The following is a 20,700-nucleotide window of genomic DNA, read 5'->3' on the forward strand; positions in this document are numbered from 1 at the left end:
AGCAAACCCACTGAACAACAACCTACCGAAGTGTGTTTATGCTTTATTTACAGCTCTATATGCTGGCAGCTTACTTTGCTCTTTATAAAATTCATCAACAACAGTGTCCTGACTAATTAAATCAGGTTCAGGTACTTTGTCTGGCTCTCCACTGGAGAGATAAGGATCCTCTCCCTGCGTCCAGTCCGCTTTTCGCCGTAAATCTGCCATAAATTCTTTATCCCAGGTTGCATCGCAATACCCAATCGGTAAATCATAAGCCACCACCTGAGACATGAAATCAGCACGCATAGGAAGAGTAATATGATCCGTGGGCTGAGAAACATAGGTTCTTATACGAAGATCCTTTTCTTCAAATGTCTCCTTACGGGTCACAGGCACCATTCGGGGCTCAGATTCAGTTCCCACATTTTTAAATCCAATCACAATATCCTGATTGGGGTATAAATTGATGTAATTGTCATAGGTATTGTCGTTTTTTAGATTTTTATCCGGATTAATTTCCCCCCCAGCCATCTATCTGTCTGTCATCGTGTTCAGCTCCAACACGTGATACATCAAAATTAGCTAATTTTGCAGCATCTATAGGTTCAGGTACCTTTTCGGCATTAATAAAAACCGTTTGCCATTCCGGAGGATCTGGATAGGTGAAACTACTGCTTTGATACTTGTCGCCTTTATCATCCCAGAACGGTTTACCATCCGGCAATTTTGCAAAAGGTGTTGCGGGATTTGGCGCTTCGCCACATGGAGTACTGCGAGCCAGCATGCGCTGAAATAAATTTCCCTGATGCTTTTTCAGCAGAGGATGAGGCTGCCCCTGAGAATTATTGGGTAATCCCTGCCAGCCAATTGAGCGTAGCGGACGTGACCCCATAACTCGATCATGAGGACAGAAGTAAATATAAGTGCGTCCGTGGTTATCTCGTTCGGCAAGACTGCTGCCACTTTCACTGGCAAGAGCGACATCTGGTCGCCAGTTCTTTTTATCTGCCGTCTGTCCGACACAAAGCCCTTCATAGCCCAGTGATGATAAATGATTTTTTCTGGAAGCCACCTTATCAATGATGGCAGATAACGTATTCTGCCGCCCTTCTGGCGAAATGCATTCATCTGCCGGAAGTGACGCCCCATTAAGATCGTTATGATCCAGTGCATAAGGAGAATTAAGTACAAATAATGCATCAGGTGCATTCCTGGCTATCGCTACCGCAGCCATTGCAACCATGGTTCCCTGGCTGTGAGAAATAATGGTTACTGTATCTTTGGGATATTTATTACGAATACTGTCAACCAGGTCTGCAAGGCGTTTTGCAGCATGCGCGTAGTATTTTCGCGGTGGCGCATTGGTTAACAGGCGATCTTTGTCTTCATTAAACCACTGGACTTTGATACCTGCTACTCTCTCTTTAAACCCTGTCTCACTCCATAAAGAGTGCAGATTATTTGTACCGTTCTGGAATGGCCCGCCGCCCCAGAAAAATGGCCCCTGAGCAATAATATTTTCATGAGGCATGCCTTGCCTTTTTAAGTGATGGTAATCAACGCCTTTCCTATTGGCTAACGGTATATCATATTTATCTTCATTACCTTTAGGTGAAGCATACCCCCAGTAAAAGCGAATGACTGGAGAGGTTTCCTTCTTAGGCGCAGGCAAATCTCTTTCTATAAGAGGTTCAGTCTCTATTTTTTCATCAGAAAAATATTTATTAGCCACCAGTTTATAATCAGTCCCTTTTAATCCAAGTCTCTTATTCAGGCCTTCACAAATTTTGTCCTCAGCAATTGAAAACCATTCTCCTGTCGAGTTAACACCATGTACAAGAATAATAATTCCAGGCAAATGTGGAGGTAAATCACACCCACCTCTGATTTGGCAATTTTTATGAGAGGGAAATGAACGCCAGGAAGGATGCCCATTATCATCAAACTTACATTCAAGTTCCCGAACAGGTTCATAATTATTGTTCATTTTTCACCACCTCCTTTTTCCCATTTGACTCATTAGTATATGTGATGGCTTTAGCTTTAATATTTTTATTACATTGATATTTAACATCAATACTTGACGTTGAAGGCTTCGGAAATTTAATTCCATCTTTATAAACTTCATCTTCAATCCTAATCTGGATTTCAGACAATTCGTTTGCCATTAAATTCCTTTCCTCATGTGTTTTCGGTGGCGTTAATGTTCTGAGATAGTCGAATATATGAAATCTAGGTCCATACTCGTTTGCATAGGGCATTTTTTTTCTTATCAGTTCTTCTTTCACTAACTCATCAATTTTTTTCTGCCAGTCATCATAAACACTGATTAAATTGCCGTCAGAAAACCTTAATTTATTCACTGAGCTAAGGTCATTGAGACCTGTAGGGCGAGAATAGCTATCCTCCGTTTTAGACTCATCCCTTAGATAAACACCATCATTAGCCACTACTACTTTAAGCTGACTAAAACGTTCTGGGGTGCTGTATTCCATAGCTACAATTTTATATATAAATGTGTTCCCATGATCTGCTGAAAAGAAGAAAAACACAGGGCAACCTGTTTCTGACCTTCCACTACCACAATATTGTCTGGTAGATGCGCCAGGGAATGCCAGATAACCATTATCCGCCCCATTAATAATAGAGCCTTGATAAGCCGCAATATTATTTCCCCGGCGATATGAGAAATCATAAAAATCGTTATCCCATCCCAGGTGTGTTTTTATTCCCCTCTGAGAGTCATTGTAATATACTTGTCCACCCCTATCACAGGATATGTAGTTTTCCAGCGTCAGGTATCGATTTTTATCTATGCGATAAATAATTTGAGCAGGAGCATCTGTTTCAACTTTTCGTGACTCTTCTACCTTCTGAGAACCGCTCATTCCTCCCAGACCCACCCCAAAACTGGCTCCCATACTGGCTCCTGCCAGGAACTGTAAGCCTTTATAAATGGCATACAGGAATACACCAATAATGGCTATAATTGTAAGGACTTTCCTGTCTGACTGATTCCATCTCATCTTAATTCGCCTTTACTAAGCTGATAATCATATCGATAACATCAGAAGAATTGAGTGACGTTGCTCCAGAAGCATCTGTAATACCGGAAACAACAGAACCATCTGGCATGGTGATTTTGTACGCTTTACCTGGTATAGGTTCTTTTGTCAGCGCATTTCTGATGACAAATTTCTCATCAAACGTAGAAGGTTCAAACGACTTCATCACCCCCTGCATACTGCCTATGTCCGCTTTCCTGATATCCGGGCCATACGGCAGACGCCCCAGCACGCGCGGCATCACGAGGCCGATGTAGCGGGCGTCGTCGGTGTCGCGGAACGATTTCCACTTGATGTATTCCGCGCGGTCGAAGTAGTTGCCGATATCCTTAATTGCAGCCACCTCTTCCATGGAGTCTTTCAGGAAGAATTTCGGCCCGACAGAGCCAATAAACGGCATATGTGCGGCAGCTGACACTTTAGAGATGTTGCGCAGCAGCGCCACATCCTGCGGGCTGGCGTCAAATTCATAGGATGAAATCACGGAACCAATCGGCTCTCCGCCCGGGGTGTCATATTCGGCGGTATAGGTGTGCCAGTAGAGGCCGCTCTGGATAAGTTCTGGCGCGTCTTCAAAGTCCTGACGCAGATCTTCTTTCGACACATCCAGAATTTCGGTTTTCACGTTCTGGCGGTAGTCGGTGCTGTCCACCAGCTGCTTCAGGCCGCGCCACAGGGACTCCACCTTCTGGAACTCCTGGTGATGCATTACGGCATCCAGCTGACGACTAATCTGGAAATCCAGCTCAGCGATATGGTGGTCAATCAGCGTTTTGTCGAGCTTCTCCACCGGCTGACCGGATTTGCGGATGCAGTCCATAAACACCTGCATCGCCGCCGTCAGGCGTTCACCCGCCGGAGCGTCAGAAAGCGCGGCGTCATCCAGAAACGCATTGATATCCCCCAGGCTGGAGGCCGGGGTCAGGTTGATTTTTTCAAACAGGGAGGCGTAAACGCCCTCTTTTTCCAGTACGGTGGTCTGCCCCTGCGCGGAGGCGGTTTCAGTATTTACAGACATCAGCATATTCCCGGTTAATCCATTAAATTACACATGCCGCTTATTTCGGGGCCAGTGCACTCATTTCGTCGCGTAATTCCTGAGACAGCGCCGGGTCTTTAAGAATTTTCTCGAGTTCTTTTCTGAAAGTGGCGTTATCAAGGAGATTGGATTTGAGATCGCGTAATAAATTACGCATGGCCAGCATGGCGCGGAGCTGGGGGATCTGGCGGGCAACCTGTTCAGGTTCGAAATCCTTAATATCGGAGAAATTCAGTTTTATGCTTTCTTCCGAACCATCCCCGGCCATTGTGTTAGGAACCGTCAGATTCACTTCCGGGTTAAATTCCGAAAGTACGCTGTTGAAGTTATTTTTATTGACGTTAATTTTCTCCCTTTCCGATAATGGGCGATTCTCTTTTCCATTACTGAAATCACCGACGGTGAGGAGTTTAAGCGGCAGTTCGATTTTCTTCTGCGCGCCACCTGTATGCAGAGCCAGCTTTAAGTTTATGCGTGCCTTGGGCACCTCATTCTGGAATGAATCGGCCATAGCAGTCCCTTTCTTTAAAAGAAATAAATGTTAAGTGAGTGACGTTTCTTTACAAAACCATACTAGAGCAAAAGCCCATTTAAAATCAACTTATCAGATCAAAGATCTACCATTAGACTTTTCTTAAGAATATTCCACTGAATTATTGTACTCATAAATGCCATAGATACATGACACACAGTAAAAATTAACTATTTATTCACATTGATTTGGCAGAAATGACTGCTTTGATTGGAAATATTGAACTTATTGTTCCATGAGGTTGAATAATTGATTTACATCAATGCATTTATTAACGCGTCCCTTAACAGTGCAGAGAAATAAGGTTTTAATTCAATAAATGGCCTGAATATGAAAAATCCTGTATCGGACAAATTTAATCTTAAAAAAAGTAATGACTACACTGCTACTGGAATGGCGAATAAATGACTACGCGTTTTTCGATAAACGGGAGGAAGAATCTCCCTGAAGATATTCATCATGACAATGAGTGATGGGCTGATATGAAGGGGATATTCGGAAATAACCAGGCTGTAAAACAATCAACCCTGAGAGCGGGCGCTTATGCGGTTAATGGATGTTAACCATAATCACGTAGCGCCCTGAGCTCTTTTTAGTGCTTTTCAATATACATTGTACGGCTGTACGCAACATCCTCTGGGTTATTTATCGGATAACCTTTAACCCATGGCTTGATGAGACGGCCATTGGTGTACTGATAAATAGGGGCAATCGGTGCTTTCTCGGTGAGGATCTTCTCGGCCATGTTGTAGTCGGCATTACGCGCTTTTTCAGTAGCTTCGAGCGTCGCCTGATGAATAATCTTATCGTAAGCAGGATCGTTGAATCGTGAGATATTCCCGCTATGGGAGGATGTCAGCAGCGACAGGAATGTTGACGGCTCATTGTAGTCCCCTACCCACGATGCACGGATGACGTCAAAATTCCCGGTATTGCGGCTGTCGATGTAGGTTTTCCACTCCTGATTCTGCAACTTAACGTCAACACCCAGATTTTTCTTCCACATGGATGCGACGGCAATCGCAATTTTCTGATGGTTTTCAGACGTGTTGTACAGCAGCGTTAATTTTAGCGGCCGCTGAGGGCCATAGCCTGCCGCCTGCAACAACGTTTTCGCCTGCGCATTCAGCTCCTGCTGCGTCATCTGCTCAAATGGCGAGGCTTCCGGCGTAAAACCCGCAGTGACATCGGGAGTAAAATGCCAGGCCGGTTTCTCACCGGTCCCCAGGACTTTCTCCGCCATAATACGTCTGTCGATAGTCATGCTGAGCGCGAGACGTACGCGGGCATCCGCGGTTGGGCCTTTTTGCGTGTTAAACGCGTAGTAATAGGTCCCAAGCTGTGGCGGTGTATATACCTGACCCGGAATATCTTTAAGCAGCTTCTGGTACATGTTTTTCGGAAACGATTCTGTAATATCGATATCGCCCGCCAGATAGCGTTTGGTCGCTGAGGACTCCTGATTGATTGGCACAAAGGTGACTTTTTTAAGCACCGTCCTGGCGTTATCCCAGTAATGAGAATTTGGCTCAACCACCAGTTTTTCATTCACCACGCGATCTTTCAGCACATACGCACCGTTGCCAATGAGCGCGCCAGGGCGCGTCCATTCCTTACCGCTTTCCACATTGGCCTTTTGAACAGGATAAAACGCGAAGTTAGCCGTCAGATTGCTGAACCAGGGCAGCGGTTTGTCCAGCTGCACGCGCAGCGTTTTAGCATCCACCGCAGTCACGCCGAGCGTATCCGGAGCAGCTTTGCCGTCGATGATGGACTGGGCATTGTTAATGCCCGCCAGCGCCGCAAACCAGGCGAAAGGTGACGTTGTTTTAGGATCAACCAGACGACGCCAGCTATAGACAAAATCTTGTGCCGTCACTGGAGTACCGTCGGACCACTTAGCGTTATCCCGCAGCGTGAATGTCCAGACGCGGTTATCATTGCTCTGCCAGCGCGTCGCCACGCCGGGAACTAACTCCCCTTTTTCGTTCTGATTCACCAGCCCTTCATAGAGGTCGCGGATCACCTGTATCTCTGGCAATCCCACCGCTTTTGCCGGATCGAGCGAAGCGGGCTCATCTTTGATATGTCGAACCAGCTCCTGCTTTTGCGCCAGAACCGTTCCTTCGGGAACCTCCGCGGCATATGAAAGTGAAGAAAGCCCGCACAGCCACAGCGCAGTACAAAGAAGCGAAACAGGATGCTTCATACGATCCCCTTAATGATGTCAGGTAACAGGCAGATGCGTAATTATTTGTTTCGAAACGGAGAAATGCAAATGCTTCCTCCGGAAAGTTGATGTCAGGCAATTTTCCACACACACGGAAACTATTTGATTAAGCGCGGCTTTTGCACAACACTGCCAGAAGTGACTTTATCATCAGGGTTTACTATGGCAACTACCCGACCAAGAACGGAACGCGGCGCCTTCCCGCCCGGGACTGAACATTATGGACGCTCGTTTTTAGGCGCGCCGCTGATCTGGTTTCCGGCACCCGAGGCCGATCGCAATAGCGGCTTAATCATTGCGGGCACGCATGGCGATGAAAACTCGTCTGTCGTGACGCTCTCGTGCGCGCTACGTACGCTGGCCCCCGATTTACGACGTCATCATGTGATTTTGACCGTCAACCCGGACGGTTGTCAGCTTGGATTACGGGCGAATGCACGCGGCGTTGACCTGAACAGGAACTTCCCGGCGGCAAACTGGCGCGCCGGTGAAACGGTGTATCGCTGGAACAGTTCGGCGCAGGAGCGAGATGTTGTCCTGCTCACGGGAGACAAACCCGGTTCCGAACCGGAGACTCAGGCATTGTGCCAGCTTATTCATAAGATCCACCCGGCCTGGGTTGTCTCTTTCCACGATCCCCTCGCCTGTATTGAAGATCCTCGTAATACGGCGCTCGGGCAGTGGCTGGCGGATGCGTTTGCTCTACCTCTGGTGAGCAGCGTTGGCTATGAAACACCCGGGTCGTTTGGCAGCTGGTGCGCGGACCTTAGCCTTCACTGTATCACCGCAGAGTTTCCGCCCATCTCCTCGGATGAAGCGAGCGAAAAATACCTGCGGGCGATGACAGATCTCCTGCGCTGGCAGCCTCAAAAATGAAGTACACCGGAGGTAAAATTCAGGGCGGGTGATACGTCAACCGCCAGCCAGGTTGGGCCGTCAAGATCGGCAAAACGCACGCTGTTCACCAGCGGGAGCGCAGCGCCGATCGCTCTTGACGTGCACAACATGCAGCCCAGCATCAGAGCAAAGCCTTGCGCCTGCGCATCTTGTGCCAGTGCCAGGGCTTCGGTTAATCCACCTGTTTTATCCAGCTTAATGTTCACCATTTCGTAGCGTCCCTCGAGAGCTGACAGGCTCTCACGGGTATGACAGCTTTCATCTGCACAGACGGGAAGCGGATGAATAAAATTCGCCAGCGCGGCATCGTCTTCTGCCGGGAGGGGTTGCTCCAGCATGGCAACGCCCAGATCGGCAAGCAGCTGACAACGGGCTGCCAGCCCTTCGCTATGCCATGATTCGTTCGCATCGACGATAAGAGTGGCATCAGGCACCGCCGCACGAATGGCGACCATGCGTTCGCTAATCAGACGATCGTCGAGCTTCACCTTTAATAATGTTGCACCGGTGGCATACAACGCCTGAGCGCTGGCGGCCATTTGCTCTGGTTCACCGATGACCACCGTTTGCGCGGTGACGATCGATTGCGGCAGCGTAACGTCCAGCAGCGCAGGCAGCGGTTTTTGTTGTTTCGCCGCTTCCAGACTCCAGAGTGCGCAGTCAATCGCGTTGCGTGCCGCGCCGGCCGGCAACCGAAGCTGAAGAGCCTCGCGCGTCAGACCCGCCTGCAACTCGGGCACCACCGTCATAATTTGCGCCATGACTGACGCCAGGCTTTCTCCGTAGCGAGGATAAGGGGTACATTCCCCGACGCCTTTTACGCCGTCCTCTTCACATTCAACCACGACCACACAGGCCTCATTACGGCTGCCGCGCGAGATCACAAACGGGGTGTGCAATGGCCAGGCTTCTTCATAGACCTTAACGCTTCTCATCACTAACTCCTTGCAGGCCGGAAAGGCAGAAAATTGGTTTGCCGTGCTAACTGCGGATGACATACACTAGCCACGACGTTAACTATTTGTAAACAGGAAGATATCTATGTCACAACTCGTTCATTTCCAGGGCAACCCGGTTGCTGTTGCAGGTTCCATCCCACAGTCTGGCAGCAAAGCACAGCCTTTTACTCTGGTGGCTAAAGATCTGTCTGACGTCACGCTGAGCCAGTTTGCTGGCAAACGTAAAGTCCTGAACATTTTCCCAAGCATCGATACTGGCGTTTGTGCTGCATCAGTGCGTAAATTCAACCAGCTGGCGACCGAAATGGACAACACCGTAGTGCTGTGCATTTCTGCTGACCTGCCGTTTGCCCAGTCCCGCTTCTGCGGCGCTGAAGGCCTGAGCAACGTCATCACCCTTTCCACTCTGCGCAGCCCGGATTTCCTGGAAAAATACGGTGTTGCCATTTCCGAAGGCGCGCTGAAAGGTCTGGCTGCTCGTGCGGTGCTGGTGATCGACGAAAACGACAACGTTGTTTTCAGTGAGCTGGTTAACGAAATCACTACCGAACCGGATTACACCGCTGCACTTGAGGCGCTTAAAGCCTAAACGTAAAAAAGCCTCTGCAAAGAGGCTTTTTTATTTATTCGTCACCCTTCTTCTGATTTAACCCATACTCGCGCAGCTTATTCGCAATTGCGGTATGTGACACCCCAAGACGTTTAGCCAGCTTGCGCGTGCTCGGATAGCTGCGATAAAGCTGCGTTAACACCGAACGCTCGAAACGGCTGGTGATGTCATCCAGCGAGCCTTCCATTGCCTCTTCGCCTACCGAGACCGTCCCGGCATCGTAATCCGGCAACAGAATATCCTGAGGGCGCAGTTCATACCCTTCAAGCTGAGTTAATGCGCGATAGACCGCATTTTTAAGCTGACGAATATTGCCCGGCCAGCCGTAACGCGTCAGCACGGTGCCCAGGTCGGCAGAGAGCTTCGGACGCGGCACGCCCTGCTCGTCGGCAAAACGGGCCACGAACAGTTCTGTCAACGGCATGATGTCCTGCGGGCAATCACGCAGCGGCGGTATATTGAGCGTCAGAACGTTGAGACGATAGTAGAGATCTTCGCGGAATACCCCTTTCTGCACCAGCTCCACCAGGTTTTTCTGGGTGGCGCAGATGACGCGCACGTCCACGTGCACTTCATGATCTTCCCCCACACGGCGGAACGTGCCGTCATTGAGAAAACGCAGCAGTTTCGCCTGCATGCGTGGCGACATTTCGCCAATCTCGTCCAGCAGCACCGAGCCGCCGTTCGCCTGTTCAAAGAAGCCTTTTTTACCTTCCGGCGCATGCCCGAACAGCTCACTTTCCACCGCATCTTCAGGAATAGACGCGCAGTTCAGCGCCAGATACGGTTTTGCCGCACGCGGGCTGGCCATGTGCACAGCATGCGCCAGCAGATCTTTCCCCGTACCGGTATCCCCGGTAATCAGCAGCGGCGCCGTAAGATTTGCCAGCTTGCGCGCCTGGTCGATTACATGACGCATCTTCGGGCTCACCGCAATAATCTGGCTGAATGCGCCGACGTCCTGGCTGGAAAGACTCTGTAACTGGCGTCCCATGCGCACCGTGGAGCGCAGCATGATCACCGCGCCGGTGAGCACCCGCGCGGCATTTTCCCCTTTCAGGTAGACCGGCGTGATCTCCATCAGGAAATTCTGTCCGTTGATAACGACATGCTCGCTATGGGTATTTTGCGGGTTGCTGTCCAGCCAGCGCTGGAAATTAAAACCGGTAATCAGTTGCGTGGCGTGGTGCCCGATAAGTTTTTCCTGAGTCTGCGCAAACAGCTGGCAGCTGGCCTGGTTAACGCGCTCGACTTTATTTTTCAGATCGAGAGAGAGAAACGGCTCCGGCATTGCTTCCAGCAGCGCGCTCAGCGCAAGATGTTCCCGCTCGGACGGCATCCAGGGGATGGTGCGTACATCCGTAACGCCATCGATACGGCGGATTTCCGCCATCAGGCTACTGAAGGTATTAAATTCAATTTCGGCAAAATTGAGGTAAATTCGCCCGACAGGGTCGATCTCTATGCCACGTAAATCAATGCTACGTAAAACAAGAAGATCGAGTAACTCGCGGGTCAGACCGAGACGGTCCTCACAAAAGACTTCCAGACGCATGGGAAATTCACCGTTTAAGCCAATAACAGTAAAATGATATGTCAGATCACGGTATTCGGGAAGGTGGCTGTCAACAAATATTGACAGCCCGCACGATTAGTAAACAAAACCTCACTGAGCAGGTTTTTTATTGAGCGTCTCTTTAAGCTGGCCAATCAATTCGCGACGGAAATCCCCCAGCCGCGGCTTATCGCCATCGATCCAGGGGAGTGGACGACAAACCTCCATCGCTTTGATGCCCAGGCGTGCCGTCAGCAGACCGGCACCAATCCCCTGCGCCGCCCGGGCAGAGAGACGGGCCGCAAGATCCTGCGACATCCAGTCCATCCCGACCTCCCGTACCAGTTCGCTTGCCCCGGCGAAGGCGATATTCAGCAATACCAGTTTGAACAGGCGCAGCCGGCTGTAATAGCCAAGCTCGATGCCATACAGTCTGGCGATGCGGTTGATCAGACGCAGGTTGCGCCAGGCGATAAAGGCCATGTCCACCATCGCCAGCGGACTGACGGCGATCATCAGGGTAGATTCCGCCGCCGATCGGCTGATCTCACGACGAGCCTGCGCATCCAGCACCGGCTGAACAATGTGGGCATAGAGCGTGACCACTTCCTGGTCATTCTGGGTTTCGTGGATCGCCGCAGACCAGCGCTGAAGCGCCGGGTGAGAGTGATCAATCCCGGCCTGAGCCGCAAGCTTTTCACAAAAAGCACGCCCTTTTCCTGTGCCGTGACCGTGCAGCAGATCCCGCGCTTCATCGCGTTCGTGGGCACGCTGACGCAAACGCCAGAGGCGACGCCACTCGGTGACGACTGAGCCAACGCCCGCACCAACAATCAACGCCCCGGCGGCGCATCCCCCCAGCGCCACCCAGTCCTGCGTTTGCCAGGCATTGACGCCCCACTGCACGCCCTGACCGATTACGCTCACACCAAAAAGGGCTAACCCGGCGGTCACCATCTTGCGCCACAGGCTGCGTTTCGGGCGCAGTGCCGCATCAACCACCGCTTCCGCCTGCCCCTCTTCAACCATCGGTTCGTCTGCCAGCACGGGAGCAAAGTTGTCGGCCTGCGGCCCGCTGAAGGTTTGCGCCGTTTTAAACGCCTCATGCGGGGACTGCTCAAGCTGGCCGGTAAAATCAATGCGTGGTTTTAACGGTTCCGTCATCGCAATTTATCTCCAATTAAAAACTCCAGCGCGGCATCCAGACGGATATGCGGCAATGACTGGTCAACGTTCATACTCTGCGGACGGAAGGCTTCGAACTGAAAACCCTGGCTTTGCCAGAAAGCCTGGCCCGGCAGACGCGCCGGAACTTCCCCCGGATAGACCGTGAGCGGCGCACCGTCGCTGAGACGGTTGCCCCGCAGGGCCGGAATTTTCTCGCCATTCAGGTCAATCAACCCACTCTGCGTAGCTTGTACGGACGCCAGCCCCAGACAGTCCATGCTGATCCCTTCGAAGGCCGCATTCTGCCAGGCATCCTGCACCAGCTGTTGCAGCAGGGATACCATGTTGGCGTGCTGATCGACCGTCACATGGTCAGCTTTTGTGGCGGCAAACAGCAGCTTGTCGATGACCGGCGAGAACAAACGGCGAAACAGCGTACGCTGGCCATAATGAAAGCTTTGCATCAGCTGCGTCAGCGCCAGCCGCATATCATTGAACGCCTGCGGCCCGCTGTTGAGCGGTTGCAGGCAGTCCACCAGCACGATCTGGCGGTCAAAGCGTAAAAAGTGATTTTTATAAAAGCCCTTAACCACCTTCTCACAGTAATAATTGTATCGCTCGCGGAGCATACCGGCGTTGGTGGTCTTGTCCGCCTGCGCCAGTTTCGATTCACCGATGCTGTCAACGTCCGGCCACGGGAAAAACTGTAGCGCGGGAGCACCGGCTAAATCACCCGGCAGAACAAAGCGGCCCGGCTGAATAAAATGCAACCCCTCCTGCTTGCACTGATGCAGGTAATCCGTCCAGGCTTCGGCTATGACGGCCAGACGGTTTTCATCCGCCGGTGCCAGCGGATCCAGTCCTTCGCAAAGCTGGCGCCATTTGGTCGACCACTCTGCCCGCTGCCCCTGCAACAGACCGGTCATCTGTCGGGACCAGCTCAGGTAATCCTGCGCCAGCATCGGTAAATCGAGCAGCCATTCTCCCGGGTAATCCACAATTTCGAGATAGAGCGTGGACGTTTCTTTGAAGTGACGCATCAGGGATTCATTCGAGCGGAAACGAAGCGCAAGACGGATTTCGCTCACGCCACGCGTCGGGGTGGGCCAGGCGGGAGGCTCCCCGTGTAACTGCGCCAGACCTTCATCATAGGTGAAACGGGGTATGCCAAAATCACGTTGCGGTACGCGTTTCACCCCAAGCAACCGCTCCTCGCGCACTGCGCTAAGCAGTGGCAGGCGCGCCCCTGCATGCAGGTTCAACAGCTGATTGACCATCGCCGTAATGAATGCTGTCTTACCGCTGCGGCTCAGCCCCGTCACGGCAAGACGCAGATGGCGATCAACGCCACGGTTCACCAGAGAATTGAATTCGTTTTTAAGTCGCTTCATCGCCGTCCTTCATTGCCTGGAACCCTGAAAAAAGTCACTTCAGAATACAGTAAATTGGGGCAGATCGTTGATTATCAATTCTTAATTATTGCTATTGCCGTTTTCTCTCCAGTAAGATGGGCGCAATTGCTGTCCGTCTGGAGTGAGTAAGGTGTATGTCACCCACCATCTATGATATTGCCCGCGTTGCTGGCGTTTCGAAATCAACCGTGTCGCGCGTTCTGAATAAACAAACGAATATTTCTCCTGAAGCGCGCGAAAAGGTGTTGAAGGCGATAGAAGAATTAAATTATCAACCGAATAAACTTGCCCGCGCACTCACCTCTTCTGGCTTCGACGCCATTATGGTTATTTCGACCCGTTCAACCAAAACCACCGCAGGCAATCCGTTTTTCTCTGATGTACTACATGCCATTACGGCAAAAGCAGAAGAAGAGGGTTTTGATGTTATTTTACAAACGTCCAAAAGCAGCGAAGATGATCTGCAAAAATGCGTAGGTAAAATAAAGCAGAAGATGATCAAGGGGATCATCATGCTAAGCTCGCCGGCGAACGAGTCTTTTTTCGCGACGCTGGACGAATATGGCGTGCCCGTGGTCGTTATTGGTAAAGTGGAAGGCAATTACCAGAATATCTATTCTGTCGACACGGATAATTTCCGCGACAGCGCCATATTAACCGACTCATTTATCAAACATGGTCGCACTAAAATTGCCTGCCTGCATGCCCCGCTCGATTATCACGTTTCTATCGATCGCCTGGCGGGCTATAAATCGAGCCTTGAGAAGCAGAGTATTGCGATTAACCCGGACTGGGTTATTGATGGCGGGTATACCCATGAAAGCGCGCTTCAGGCGGCCTGTCAGCTACTCTCTTCAGACAACCCGCCCGATGCGGTTTTTGCGACAGACAGTATGAAATTGCTGAGTCTTTATCGTGCCGCGGATGCGCTAAACCTGACGATCCCGGAACAGGTCGCAATGGCAGGATACAGTGACCCAATGCTATCTCTCATTTTAACCCCTGCTCCTGGCGGCTTTGATATCCCCACCAGAAAGCTGGGCGAAGAGAGCTGCGATGTGTTGTTCAGGTGCATAGCGGGTAAACCTGCCCCGCATAAGATATTGGTTGAAACGCATTTTTCAGATGCGGCTTCATTACGCTAAAAACCAGGGGCAAACGCCCCTGGTGAAGTGTTATCAAAACGCGTAATTCACGCCGATACCGGCATAGTGGAAGCGGTCACTTTCCCCTTCGTCATGGTTTTCCCATTCGTAGGCATATTCCAGCGTCATGGATAAACCATTGTTAAAATCATAGGCGTACAGCATACCCAAACGGTTGAAATCATGTCCTTCACGCTCAGGATCGTCTTGCCAGTCCCAGTTTGACCAGCGATCGAGTCCCAGACGGGTATAAGGCGTTAGCGTCGTCTGACCCAATGAAATCGGCAGATAGGCGCGAATTTCCTGAGTGGAGAATTCACCGTTATTACGTGAACCGTCCATATTAAAACCGCGCTCTAAATAGTAATTAACTTTTGCCGAGACCGTTTCGTTAATTGTCCAGGTAAAACCGGTTTCGGTCTCGACGCGGCTGTCAGAATAGCCGGTTTTTTCCAGATCGTTGGCAAACTGATACATGGCAAACCAGCCGCCAAAACGCCAGTCGTCGGTTAGTTTAATATCCCAGTCAGGCTGAACTTTATAGCGCTGCATATTAGCACTACCGTCTTTAGCACCATGCTCATCCTTAAAGTGATAGCCATAATTACGGAAGCCACCGGTCAGGCCGAACGTAAAATCATCGGTGCCGATAAAACGATAGCGTAATTCTACTTCAGGTCGATCGAAATAGGTGCCGCGCGTCATGCTACTGTAATCAACCGGCCCTTCCTGATATATAGCCAGCGAAATGGTCCATGCATCCCATGTGGCATTAAACCATACGGAGGGTTCATATAATCCATCTTTATCGTCGGCCTGACCTTCGACGTTTTCAATTTCATACATGGCGCCAATATTAAATTCCCACTGTTTGGCTGATTCAGTTGCTTGCGCGCAGCTCACCCCTGCGCACAGAACGAGCGCAGCACTTCTTAGTAGAGTACTCATTAAAATATTCCTTTATAATTAACACACAAAAAACCGGAAACTTTCATTTCCGGCGAATACCTTTCTTATCTAATAGCTGTTTCAGTATCAGCATCGAAGAAATGGCACTTATTCATATCGAACTGGATGCCGATATTATCTCCGGCAACGTAATCATCTGCCGCTCCCGCACGGACAACCAGTTCATGCCCACCCACGGTGGCATAAAGCATAAATTCAGCCCCGGTCAGCTCAGCAACGCTGATCTTCGCCGTGATGTTTTCACCGCTTCGCTGTGCGGTGAGAATGTCTTCCGGACGGATCCCAAAGACAACCGCTTTACGCTGGTAACCTTGCGCATTCAGTACGGCCAGCTTGTCCTCCGGGATCTCCAGGCGCAGCGTTTCCGTCACAAAGTAGCGGTCGTCGATCGCGCCACGAATGAAGTTCATCGCAGGCGAACCAATAAACCCTGCAACGAACATATTCGCCGGCTCGTTGTAGACCTGCTTCGGCGCGCCCACCTGCTGAATGATGCCGTCCTTTAAAATCACGATGCGGGTCGCCATCGTCATGGCTTCCGTCTGATCGTGCGTCACGTAAATCATGGTGGTATTAAGCTTCTGGTGCAGCTTGCTGATTTCAGCGCGCATCTGCACACGAAGTTTGGCATCGAGGTTGGATAAAGGCTCATCCATCAGGAAGACCCCCGCTTCGCGCACTATCGCCCTGCCTAACGCCACGCGCTGGCGCTGACCGCCGGACAACGCGCCAGGTTTACGCTGGAGATAGTCGCGCAAGCCCAGGATCTGTGCCGCCCAGGTAACGCGTTCTTCAATGACGGAGGGCGCAATTTTTTGCATTTTCAGGCCAAACGCCATGTTGTCGTAGACCGTCATATGCGGATAGAGCGCATAGTTCTGGAAGACCATCGCGATATCACGGGACTTGGCGGGAACATCATTCATGCAAACCCCGTCAATAATCAGTTCACCCGCGCTGATCTCCTCAAGGCCGGCAATCATTCGCAGCGTCGTGGATTTCCCACAGCCCGATGGACCGACGAAGACAATAAATTCTTTGTCTTCGATTTCGAGGTTGAAATCCTTAACCACGTGGACCTGGTTATCATAGATTTTCTGAATGTGTTTCAGAGACAGTTGAGCCATTATTAATTCCTTATCAATACGCCCGGGATGCCCAGAACGCCGTGAGGCGTTCCCAGGTCAGTTCCTGCGTTGAATGAAGTTGTAATCCCGCATGGTTCAGGCCAGGCCCAATCCCGACCGACAGCATGCCTGCGGCGTTGATCGCATCTACCCCTGCGGCGGCATCTTCGATACCAATGGCCTCTTCAGGACGTACGTTCAGTCCTTTACAGGCCGCAAGGAAGATTTCCGGGTCCGGCTTTGAGCGGCAAATGCGCGAAGCATCGGCGCAAAAATCAAAAGCCTGATGAATACCCAACGCGTGCAAAATCCCAGGAGCATTAAGCGATACGGATGCCAGGCCAATTTTGACCTTCGCGGCGCGAATATCCGCCAGCACGTCGCGGATACCCGGCAGCAGCGAATCCTGCGTCAGTGATGCCAGCGACTGGACGTAAAGCGCGTTTTTTTTCGTCGCCAGCGCCAGGCGCTGCTCGTCACTGAACATCCCCTCTTTCCCGCCATGTTTCAGAATGCGCTGGAGGGAGTCCATACGGCTTATTCCCTTCAGCTGTTCGTTAAATACTTCGTCGAAGGTGATACCAATCTCCTCCGCCACGGCGCGCCAGGCCAGAAAGTGAAGATGCGCGGTATCGGTGATCACCCCGTCCAGATCGAATACAACAGCGTTAAGCGTCATGGCGCCCCTCCGTGGTAGCGGTCCCACTAACAGATGCAAGAAAGTCCTTACGCTCACAGACCTTTCGCCCTGATACGTACAGCGTTTTACCCCACAGCGTCAACGTGACAGGTGCGGTGGTTTCAATGGTTAACTGGTCATCTTCACAGGTAACGTGCATTGTTGCGTCCCGCCACCGCAGCGGGAAGGCGAGTTTCTGCCAGTGAACAGGCAGCTTCGGCGCAAGATGCAGCTCCCCTTCGCTAATGTGCAGGCCAGCAAATCCCTGAATGGCGCCCAACCAGATCGCACCGGTGGCGGCGGCATGAATACCATCATCGCTGCTGTGCGGGTCGTCTCCCAGGTCAATGGCGATACCATCGCGCCAGAAGGCATACGCCCCGTCAGTGTCACCGCAGCGTGCGAGCACAATGCCGTGAATGGCTTTACTCAGGGATGAATCATGGATCGTGCGTGGCTCGTAGAACGCCAGATTGGCGGCACATTGCTGCGGCGTAAACCGTTCCGGCAGCAGGTAGTTAAGCATCACCACGTCGGCCTGCTTCAGGATCTGCATCTCGTTCACTTCCGCGCGAGAGTAATCAAGCAGAATGGTTTGCTTACCCGCTTTGGCTTTATAGCGGCTCAGATCGATGGCAGGTTTTGCCATGAAGGTATCATCCTGCGGGATCACACCCTCTGCGTCGGCCTCTGGCAGCCACAGGCGCGCCAGAAACGTCCCGGCATTCTCCGTAAAACGCGCATCTTCACGCCCAAACATCGCCATAAACTGACGCGCGCAGGCAACGTTGTGCCAGGCCAGATAGTTGGTGTAGGCGTTGTTGTTGACATGCTCGGTGTATTCATCCGGTCCAATTACGTCATGGATCTCAAGACGACCATTAATTTCCGTCGCGCGTCCCATCCAGAACGAAGCGGTTTCCATCAGCAGCGTCAGGCCCTCATTGCGCATAAAGGCATCGTCGTGTGTTGCCTGCCAGTAAGCGACAACGGCCCAGGCAATATCTGCCACGATGTGGTGTTCAGCGAGTGCGGAGGCGACCTTCTGGCGAACCCCGGTGCGGATGTTAATGGCCGCGAATTCTGGCGTCTCTTCCTGTCCGCTGGCGGCGCTTTCCCACGGGAACAACGCGCCCGGCCAACCGTTACGGCGTGCTTTTTCACGCGCGCCCGAAAGATTGAGCCAGCGATAGCGCAGCAGACTGCGGGCAATCTGTGGACGGGTAAACAGATGGAACGGCAGCAGGAAAATTTCGGTATCCCAGAAGACGTGTCCCTTATACCCCTCACCCGTCAGCCCTTTAGCCGCAATACTGCTTCGCTCATCATGAGCAGGCGTCATTGTCGTCAGATGCCAGACGGCGTAATCCAGCGCCAGCTGATCCTGCTGTTCTGCACAAGTCACTTCCACCCGAGCATCACGCCAGACCGCTTCCCAGGCGTACGCTGAGCTCTCAAGCAACGCATCGTAGCCTCTTGCCGCGCAGACTTTGAGATCGGCCAGCGCGTTGCGGGCGAAAGACTCCTGCGAGAGCGATTTATCGCAGCGATGCGTCAGCCAGACGATTTTTTCAAGCGTGACAGTGTCACCTTGCGAGATAGTCAGAGAATGATGAACGCTGAGGCGACGATTTTTGGCGGTGAAACAACTGTCGCTCTTAGCGGAGAGCTGACAAAACGCCGAAACAACAACTTCAGACGCCCGGTCCTGCGTTTCATACACACCCTGCATGTAGTGCTGGTCAAAGACCCTGACCGAGATTTCATCCAGATGCTGCCTGCCGCTGTTCGTTTGTGTCGCATCTATGCCGGTTTTCAGCACGGCCTGAGCGGCGCCGTCAAGCGGTGTGATCGAGAGCTGCATTGCCACTAAGGGCAACTGGTCCAGCGAAACAAAACGACGGCTCTCGAGGCGATAGCGTTTTCCGTCCGGCGAACGCCAGACAACGTTACGATGCAGTTCGCCGTTAGCAAAGGCCAGCTCGCGTTGCCACTCAAGAATTTCGCCTGAAAGGAGCGTGAAATTGACGCCGTCCAGCTCAATATCAATCCCGGTGACATCCGGCAGATTGATCAGCTCAGTGGTTTCGTTGCGTCCCGCGCGATGATACAGCCCGGCGAGATACATGCCTCTGGTCTGCTGGGTGTAATCTTCTTCATGCGTGGCGCGAATGCCCATGTAGCCATTGCCGCAGGCCATAATGGACGCGTACTTATTCAGGCTATGCGGGCAAAAGCCCGGATCGGTTAATACAGACTGGTTCAGCATAACGTCACGCTTTCCCCTGTTTCCGCGGCTTCATATAACGCCGCGACTAATTGCTGGATCACCAGCCCCTGCTCCGCATCGGCAATCATGACCGGCTCGCCCAATACGTGGCGAACAAACGCGTCCATACTGCGCAGATGTCTCCGATCGTCAGCTTCTTCACGCTGGGTCAGCGTCTGCAAAACACCGGCTTCGTCGTTATAAATGTGTGCCGGGAACAGCGTTGCACCCGCCTTCTCACCGCAGAAAGAGACGTTCATGATCGACTGCTCGCGGATATTAAGCGCAAAAGAGGTGTCCAGACGCAGAATGCCACCGTTGCAGAACTCAATCGTGCCAAACAGGGCATCTTCCACGGTAAACTGCGCAGGATCCCATTCGCCAAACTGGCCGGTGTGTTTCCGGTTCCCCAGTCTCCGGAAGCTGTGCGCGGTTACCCGCTTCACGGCCGGGAAGCCCAGCACATACATCGCGGCATCCAGCATATGAATGCCGATATCGATCAGCGGCCCGCCGCCCTGAAGCGATTTATTGGTGAACACGCCCCACCCCGGCACACCGCAGCGACGCAGCGCCTGCGCGGAGGTGAAGTAAATTTCACCGAGCGTTCCGTTCATAACCGCATCGCGCAGGAGCTGGGTATCCAGGGCAAAGCGATGGTGAAAATCGTACGCGAGGACTTTTCCGGCCTTGCGCGCCGCGAGACGCATCTCATCCGCCTGGTGCGGCGTCATCGCCGGCGGCTTTTCACACATCACATGACAGCCTGCTTCGAGAGCCGCCATCACATGTTCAAAATGGAACCGGTTAGGCGAACAGACGCTCACCACATCCGGTTTTACTTCCTGCAACATCTCGTGAGCGTCCTGCCATGCCGATGGAATAGCATAACGTTCCGCGAACGCCTGTGCCTGCTCAAGGCGGCTGTCCATGACAGCCACCATTTGAACATCACTGCGCGTGGCGTAATACGAGGCATGCACTTTGTCTGCAACCTGCCCGGCGCCAATGATGGCGACGCGCAGAGGCAAAGGTGTAGAAGCACTCATCACGCTCGTCA

The 20,700-nt window shown here is 51.9% G+C and carries 17 protein-coding genes and 1 pseudogene; 3 read left to right on the plus strand and 15 right to left on the minus strand.

What is annotated here, in order from left to right:
• Nucleotides 1-36: 36 nt before the first annotated feature.
• The 6 genes and pseudogenes from ACQG0T_RS12200 to ACQG0T_RS12225 form a co-directional block, all read right to left on the minus strand.
• Entirely contained in the window at nt 37-516 is a 480-nt protein-coding gene (locus ACQG0T_RS12200; RefSeq protein ID WP_271040277.1) for a DUF3274 domain-containing protein, read from the minus strand.
• Nucleotides 497-1,972, minus strand: a complete 1,476-nt coding sequence (locus ACQG0T_RS12205; protein ID WP_229224435.1) for a T6SS effector phospholipase Tle3 domain-containing protein — start codon at nt 1,970-1,972, stop codon at nt 497-499. Before ACQG0T_RS12205 ends, ACQG0T_RS12200 begins: the two co-directional genes overlap by 20 nt.
• Nucleotides 1,962-3,011, minus strand: a complete 1,050-nt coding sequence (locus ACQG0T_RS12210) for a T6SS immunity protein Tli3 family protein (RefSeq protein WP_015572127.1) — start codon at nt 3,009-3,011, stop codon at nt 1,962-1,964. The genes ACQG0T_RS12205 and ACQG0T_RS12210 overlap by 11 nt, the downstream gene beginning before the upstream one ends.
• 241 nt (nt 3,012-3,252) lie before the next feature.
• Nucleotides 3,253-4,074 (minus strand): annotated as a pseudogene (gene tssC, locus ACQG0T_RS12215) (type VI secretion system contractile sheath large subunit); the annotation flags it as partial.
• A 34-nt stretch (nt 4,075-4,108) separates the two neighbouring features.
• Complete coding sequence (tssB, locus tag ACQG0T_RS12220) at nt 4,109-4,600, minus strand: type VI secretion system contractile sheath small subunit (protein ID WP_003856899.1); 492 nt, start codon at nt 4,598-4,600, stop codon at nt 4,109-4,111.
• 613 nt (nt 4,601-5,213) lie between these two features.
• Nucleotides 5,214-6,830 carry a peptide ABC transporter substrate-binding protein gene (locus tag ACQG0T_RS12225; RefSeq protein WP_271040278.1) on the minus strand — a complete coding sequence of 539 codons (1,617 nt, stop codon included), beginning with the start codon at nt 6,828-6,830 and terminating at the stop codon, nt 5,214-5,216.
• 183 nt (nt 6,831-7,013) lie between these two features.
• Between ACQG0T_RS12225 and mpaA the strand changes: the two genes are divergently transcribed.
• Nucleotides 7,014-7,727: a murein tripeptide amidase MpaA gene (mpaA, locus tag ACQG0T_RS12230; protein WP_271040279.1), complete on the plus strand. Its 714-nt coding sequence runs from the start codon at nt 7,014-7,016 to the stop codon at nt 7,725-7,727.
• Here the strand turns inward: mpaA and ycjG are convergent.
• The gene (ycjG, locus tag ACQG0T_RS12235; protein ID WP_126765173.1) at nt 7,718-8,683 is read right to left on the minus strand and encodes an L-Ala-D/L-Glu epimerase; all 966 of its coding nucleotides are present in this window, start codon (nt 8,681-8,683) and stop codon (nt 7,718-7,720) included. The genes mpaA and ycjG overlap by 10 nt on opposite strands.
• Before the next feature lie 106 nt (nt 8,684-8,789).
• On the opposite strand from ycjG, the gene tpx reads away from it, so the two are divergent.
• Nucleotides 8,790-9,296 carry a thiol peroxidase gene (gene tpx, locus ACQG0T_RS12240; protein WP_003856889.1) on the plus strand — a complete coding sequence of 169 codons (507 nt, stop codon included), beginning with the start codon at nt 8,790-8,792 and terminating at the stop codon, nt 9,294-9,296.
• A gap of 34 nt (nt 9,297-9,330) precedes the next feature.
• On the opposite strand, the gene tyrR is transcribed toward tpx, so the two are convergent.
• The 3 genes from tyrR to ACQG0T_RS12255 all read right to left on the minus strand — a co-directional run bounded on the left by tyrR (nt 9,331) and on the right by ACQG0T_RS12255 (nt 13,430).
• Nucleotides 9,331-10,872 carry a transcriptional regulator TyrR gene (tyrR, locus tag ACQG0T_RS12245; RefSeq protein WP_271040280.1) on the minus strand — a complete coding sequence of 514 codons (1,542 nt, stop codon included), beginning with the start codon at nt 10,870-10,872 and terminating at the stop codon, nt 9,331-9,333.
• A 111-nt stretch (nt 10,873-10,983) separates the two neighbouring features.
• Nucleotides 10,984-12,036 (minus strand): YcjF family protein, encoded by a 1,053-nt coding sequence (locus tag ACQG0T_RS12250; protein ID WP_271040281.1) that lies wholly within the window; start codon nt 12,034-12,036, stop codon nt 10,984-10,986.
• Complete coding sequence (locus ACQG0T_RS12255) at nt 12,033-13,430, minus strand: YcjX family protein (RefSeq protein WP_271040282.1); 1,398 nt, start codon at nt 13,428-13,430, stop codon at nt 12,033-12,035. Before ACQG0T_RS12255 ends, ACQG0T_RS12250 begins: the two co-directional genes overlap by 4 nt.
• Before the next feature lie 155 nt (nt 13,431-13,585).
• Here ACQG0T_RS12255 and ACQG0T_RS12260 point away from each other — a divergent pair, with 155 nt between their 5' ends.
• Nucleotides 13,586-14,596: a LacI family DNA-binding transcriptional regulator gene (locus tag ACQG0T_RS12260; protein ID WP_271040283.1), complete on the plus strand. Its 1,011-nt coding sequence runs from the start codon at nt 13,586-13,588 to the stop codon at nt 14,594-14,596.
• A gap of 33 nt (nt 14,597-14,629) precedes the next feature.
• Here the strand turns inward: ACQG0T_RS12260 and ACQG0T_RS12265 are convergent, their stop codons facing one another.
• The 5 genes from ACQG0T_RS12265 to ACQG0T_RS12285 all read right to left on the minus strand — a co-directional run bounded on the left by ACQG0T_RS12265 (nt 14,630) and on the right by ACQG0T_RS12285 (nt 20,692).
• On the minus strand, nt 14,630-15,544 hold the full coding sequence (locus tag ACQG0T_RS12265; protein WP_271040284.1) for an OmpG family monomeric porin: 915 nt from the start codon (nt 15,542-15,544) through the stop codon (nt 14,630-14,632).
• A 65-nt stretch (nt 15,545-15,609) separates the two neighbouring features.
• Nucleotides 15,610-16,692 (minus strand): ABC transporter ATP-binding protein, encoded by a 1,083-nt coding sequence (locus ACQG0T_RS12270; RefSeq protein WP_032619600.1) that lies wholly within the window; start codon nt 16,690-16,692, stop codon nt 15,610-15,612.
• Between the two features lie 13 nt (nt 16,693-16,705).
• Nucleotides 16,706-17,371 carry a beta-phosphoglucomutase gene (pgmB, locus tag ACQG0T_RS12275; RefSeq protein ID WP_022648295.1) on the minus strand — a complete coding sequence of 222 codons (666 nt, stop codon included), beginning with the start codon at nt 17,369-17,371 and terminating at the stop codon, nt 16,706-16,708.
• On the minus strand, nt 17,361-19,640 hold the full coding sequence (locus ACQG0T_RS12280; protein ID WP_271040285.1) for a glycoside hydrolase family 65 protein: 2,280 nt from the start codon (nt 19,638-19,640) through the stop codon (nt 17,361-17,363). The genes pgmB and ACQG0T_RS12280 overlap by 11 nt, the downstream gene beginning before the upstream one ends.
• On the minus strand, nt 19,634-20,692 hold the full coding sequence (locus ACQG0T_RS12285) for a Gfo/Idh/MocA family protein (RefSeq protein ID WP_271040286.1): 1,059 nt from the start codon (nt 20,690-20,692) through the stop codon (nt 19,634-19,636). Before ACQG0T_RS12285 ends, ACQG0T_RS12280 begins: the two co-directional genes overlap by 7 nt.
• Between the last annotated feature and the right edge of the window lie 8 nt (nt 20,693-20,700).

The organism is Enterobacter cloacae complex sp. 302F9 (assembly GCF_050030335.1).
In the GTDB taxonomy this organism is placed as follows: domain Bacteria; phylum Pseudomonadota; class Gammaproteobacteria; order Enterobacterales; family Enterobacteriaceae; genus Enterobacter; species Enterobacter hormaechei_C.

Excerpts from the sequence above, each read along its gene's own strand:
- tssB (WP_003856899.1), bottom strand. The coding sequence starts at position 4,600 with ATGGCCGATTCATTCCAGAATGAGGTGCCCAAGGCACGCATAAACTTA.
- tyrR (WP_271040280.1), bottom strand. The coding sequence starts at position 10,872 with ATGCGTCTGGAAGTCTTTTGTGAGGACCGTCTCGGTCTGACCCGCGAG.
- ACQG0T_RS12250 (WP_271040281.1), bottom strand. The coding sequence starts at position 12,036 with ATGACGGAACCGTTAAAACCACGCATTGATTTTACCGGCCAGCTTGAG.
- mpaA (WP_271040279.1), top strand. The coding sequence starts at position 7,014 with ATGGCAACTACCCGACCAAGAACGGAACGCGGCGCCTTCCCGCCCGGG.
- tpx (WP_003856889.1), top strand. The coding sequence starts at position 8,790 with ATGTCACAACTCGTTCATTTCCAGGGCAACCCGGTTGCTGTTGCAGGT.
- ACQG0T_RS12210 (WP_015572127.1), bottom strand. The coding sequence starts at position 3,011 with ATGAGATGGAATCAGTCAGACAGGAAAGTCCTTACAATTATAGCCATT.
- ACQG0T_RS12225 (WP_271040278.1), bottom strand. The coding sequence starts at position 6,830 with ATGAAGCATCCTGTTTCGCTTCTTTGTACTGCGCTGTGGCTGTGCGGG.
- ycjG (WP_126765173.1), bottom strand. The coding sequence starts at position 8,683 with ATGAGAAGCGTTAAGGTCTATGAAGAAGCCTGGCCATTGCACACCCCG.
- ACQG0T_RS12255 (WP_271040282.1), bottom strand. The coding sequence starts at position 13,430 with ATGAAGCGACTTAAAAACGAATTCAATTCTCTGGTGAACCGTGGCGTT.
- ACQG0T_RS12260 (WP_271040283.1), top strand. The coding sequence starts at position 13,586 with ATGTCACCCACCATCTATGATATTGCCCGCGTTGCTGGCGTTTCGAAA.
- ACQG0T_RS12200 (WP_271040277.1), bottom strand. The coding sequence starts at position 516 with ATGGCTGGGGGGGAAATTAATCCGGATAAAAATCTAAAAAACGACAAT.
- ACQG0T_RS12205 (WP_229224435.1), bottom strand. The coding sequence starts at position 1,972 with ATGAACAATAATTATGAACCTGTTCGGGAACTTGAATGTAAGTTTGAT.
- pgmB (WP_022648295.1), bottom strand. The coding sequence starts at position 17,371 with ATGACGCTTAACGCTGTTGTATTCGATCTGGACGGGGTGATCACCGAT.
- ACQG0T_RS12265 (WP_271040284.1), bottom strand. The coding sequence starts at position 15,544 with ATGAGTACTCTACTAAGAAGTGCTGCGCTCGTTCTGTGCGCAGGGGTG.
- ACQG0T_RS12270 (WP_032619600.1), bottom strand. The coding sequence starts at position 16,692 with ATGGCTCAACTGTCTCTGAAACACATTCAGAAAATCTATGATAACCAG.
- ACQG0T_RS12280 (WP_271040285.1), bottom strand. The coding sequence starts at position 19,640 with ATGCTGAACCAGTCTGTATTAACCGATCCGGGCTTTTGCCCGCATAGC.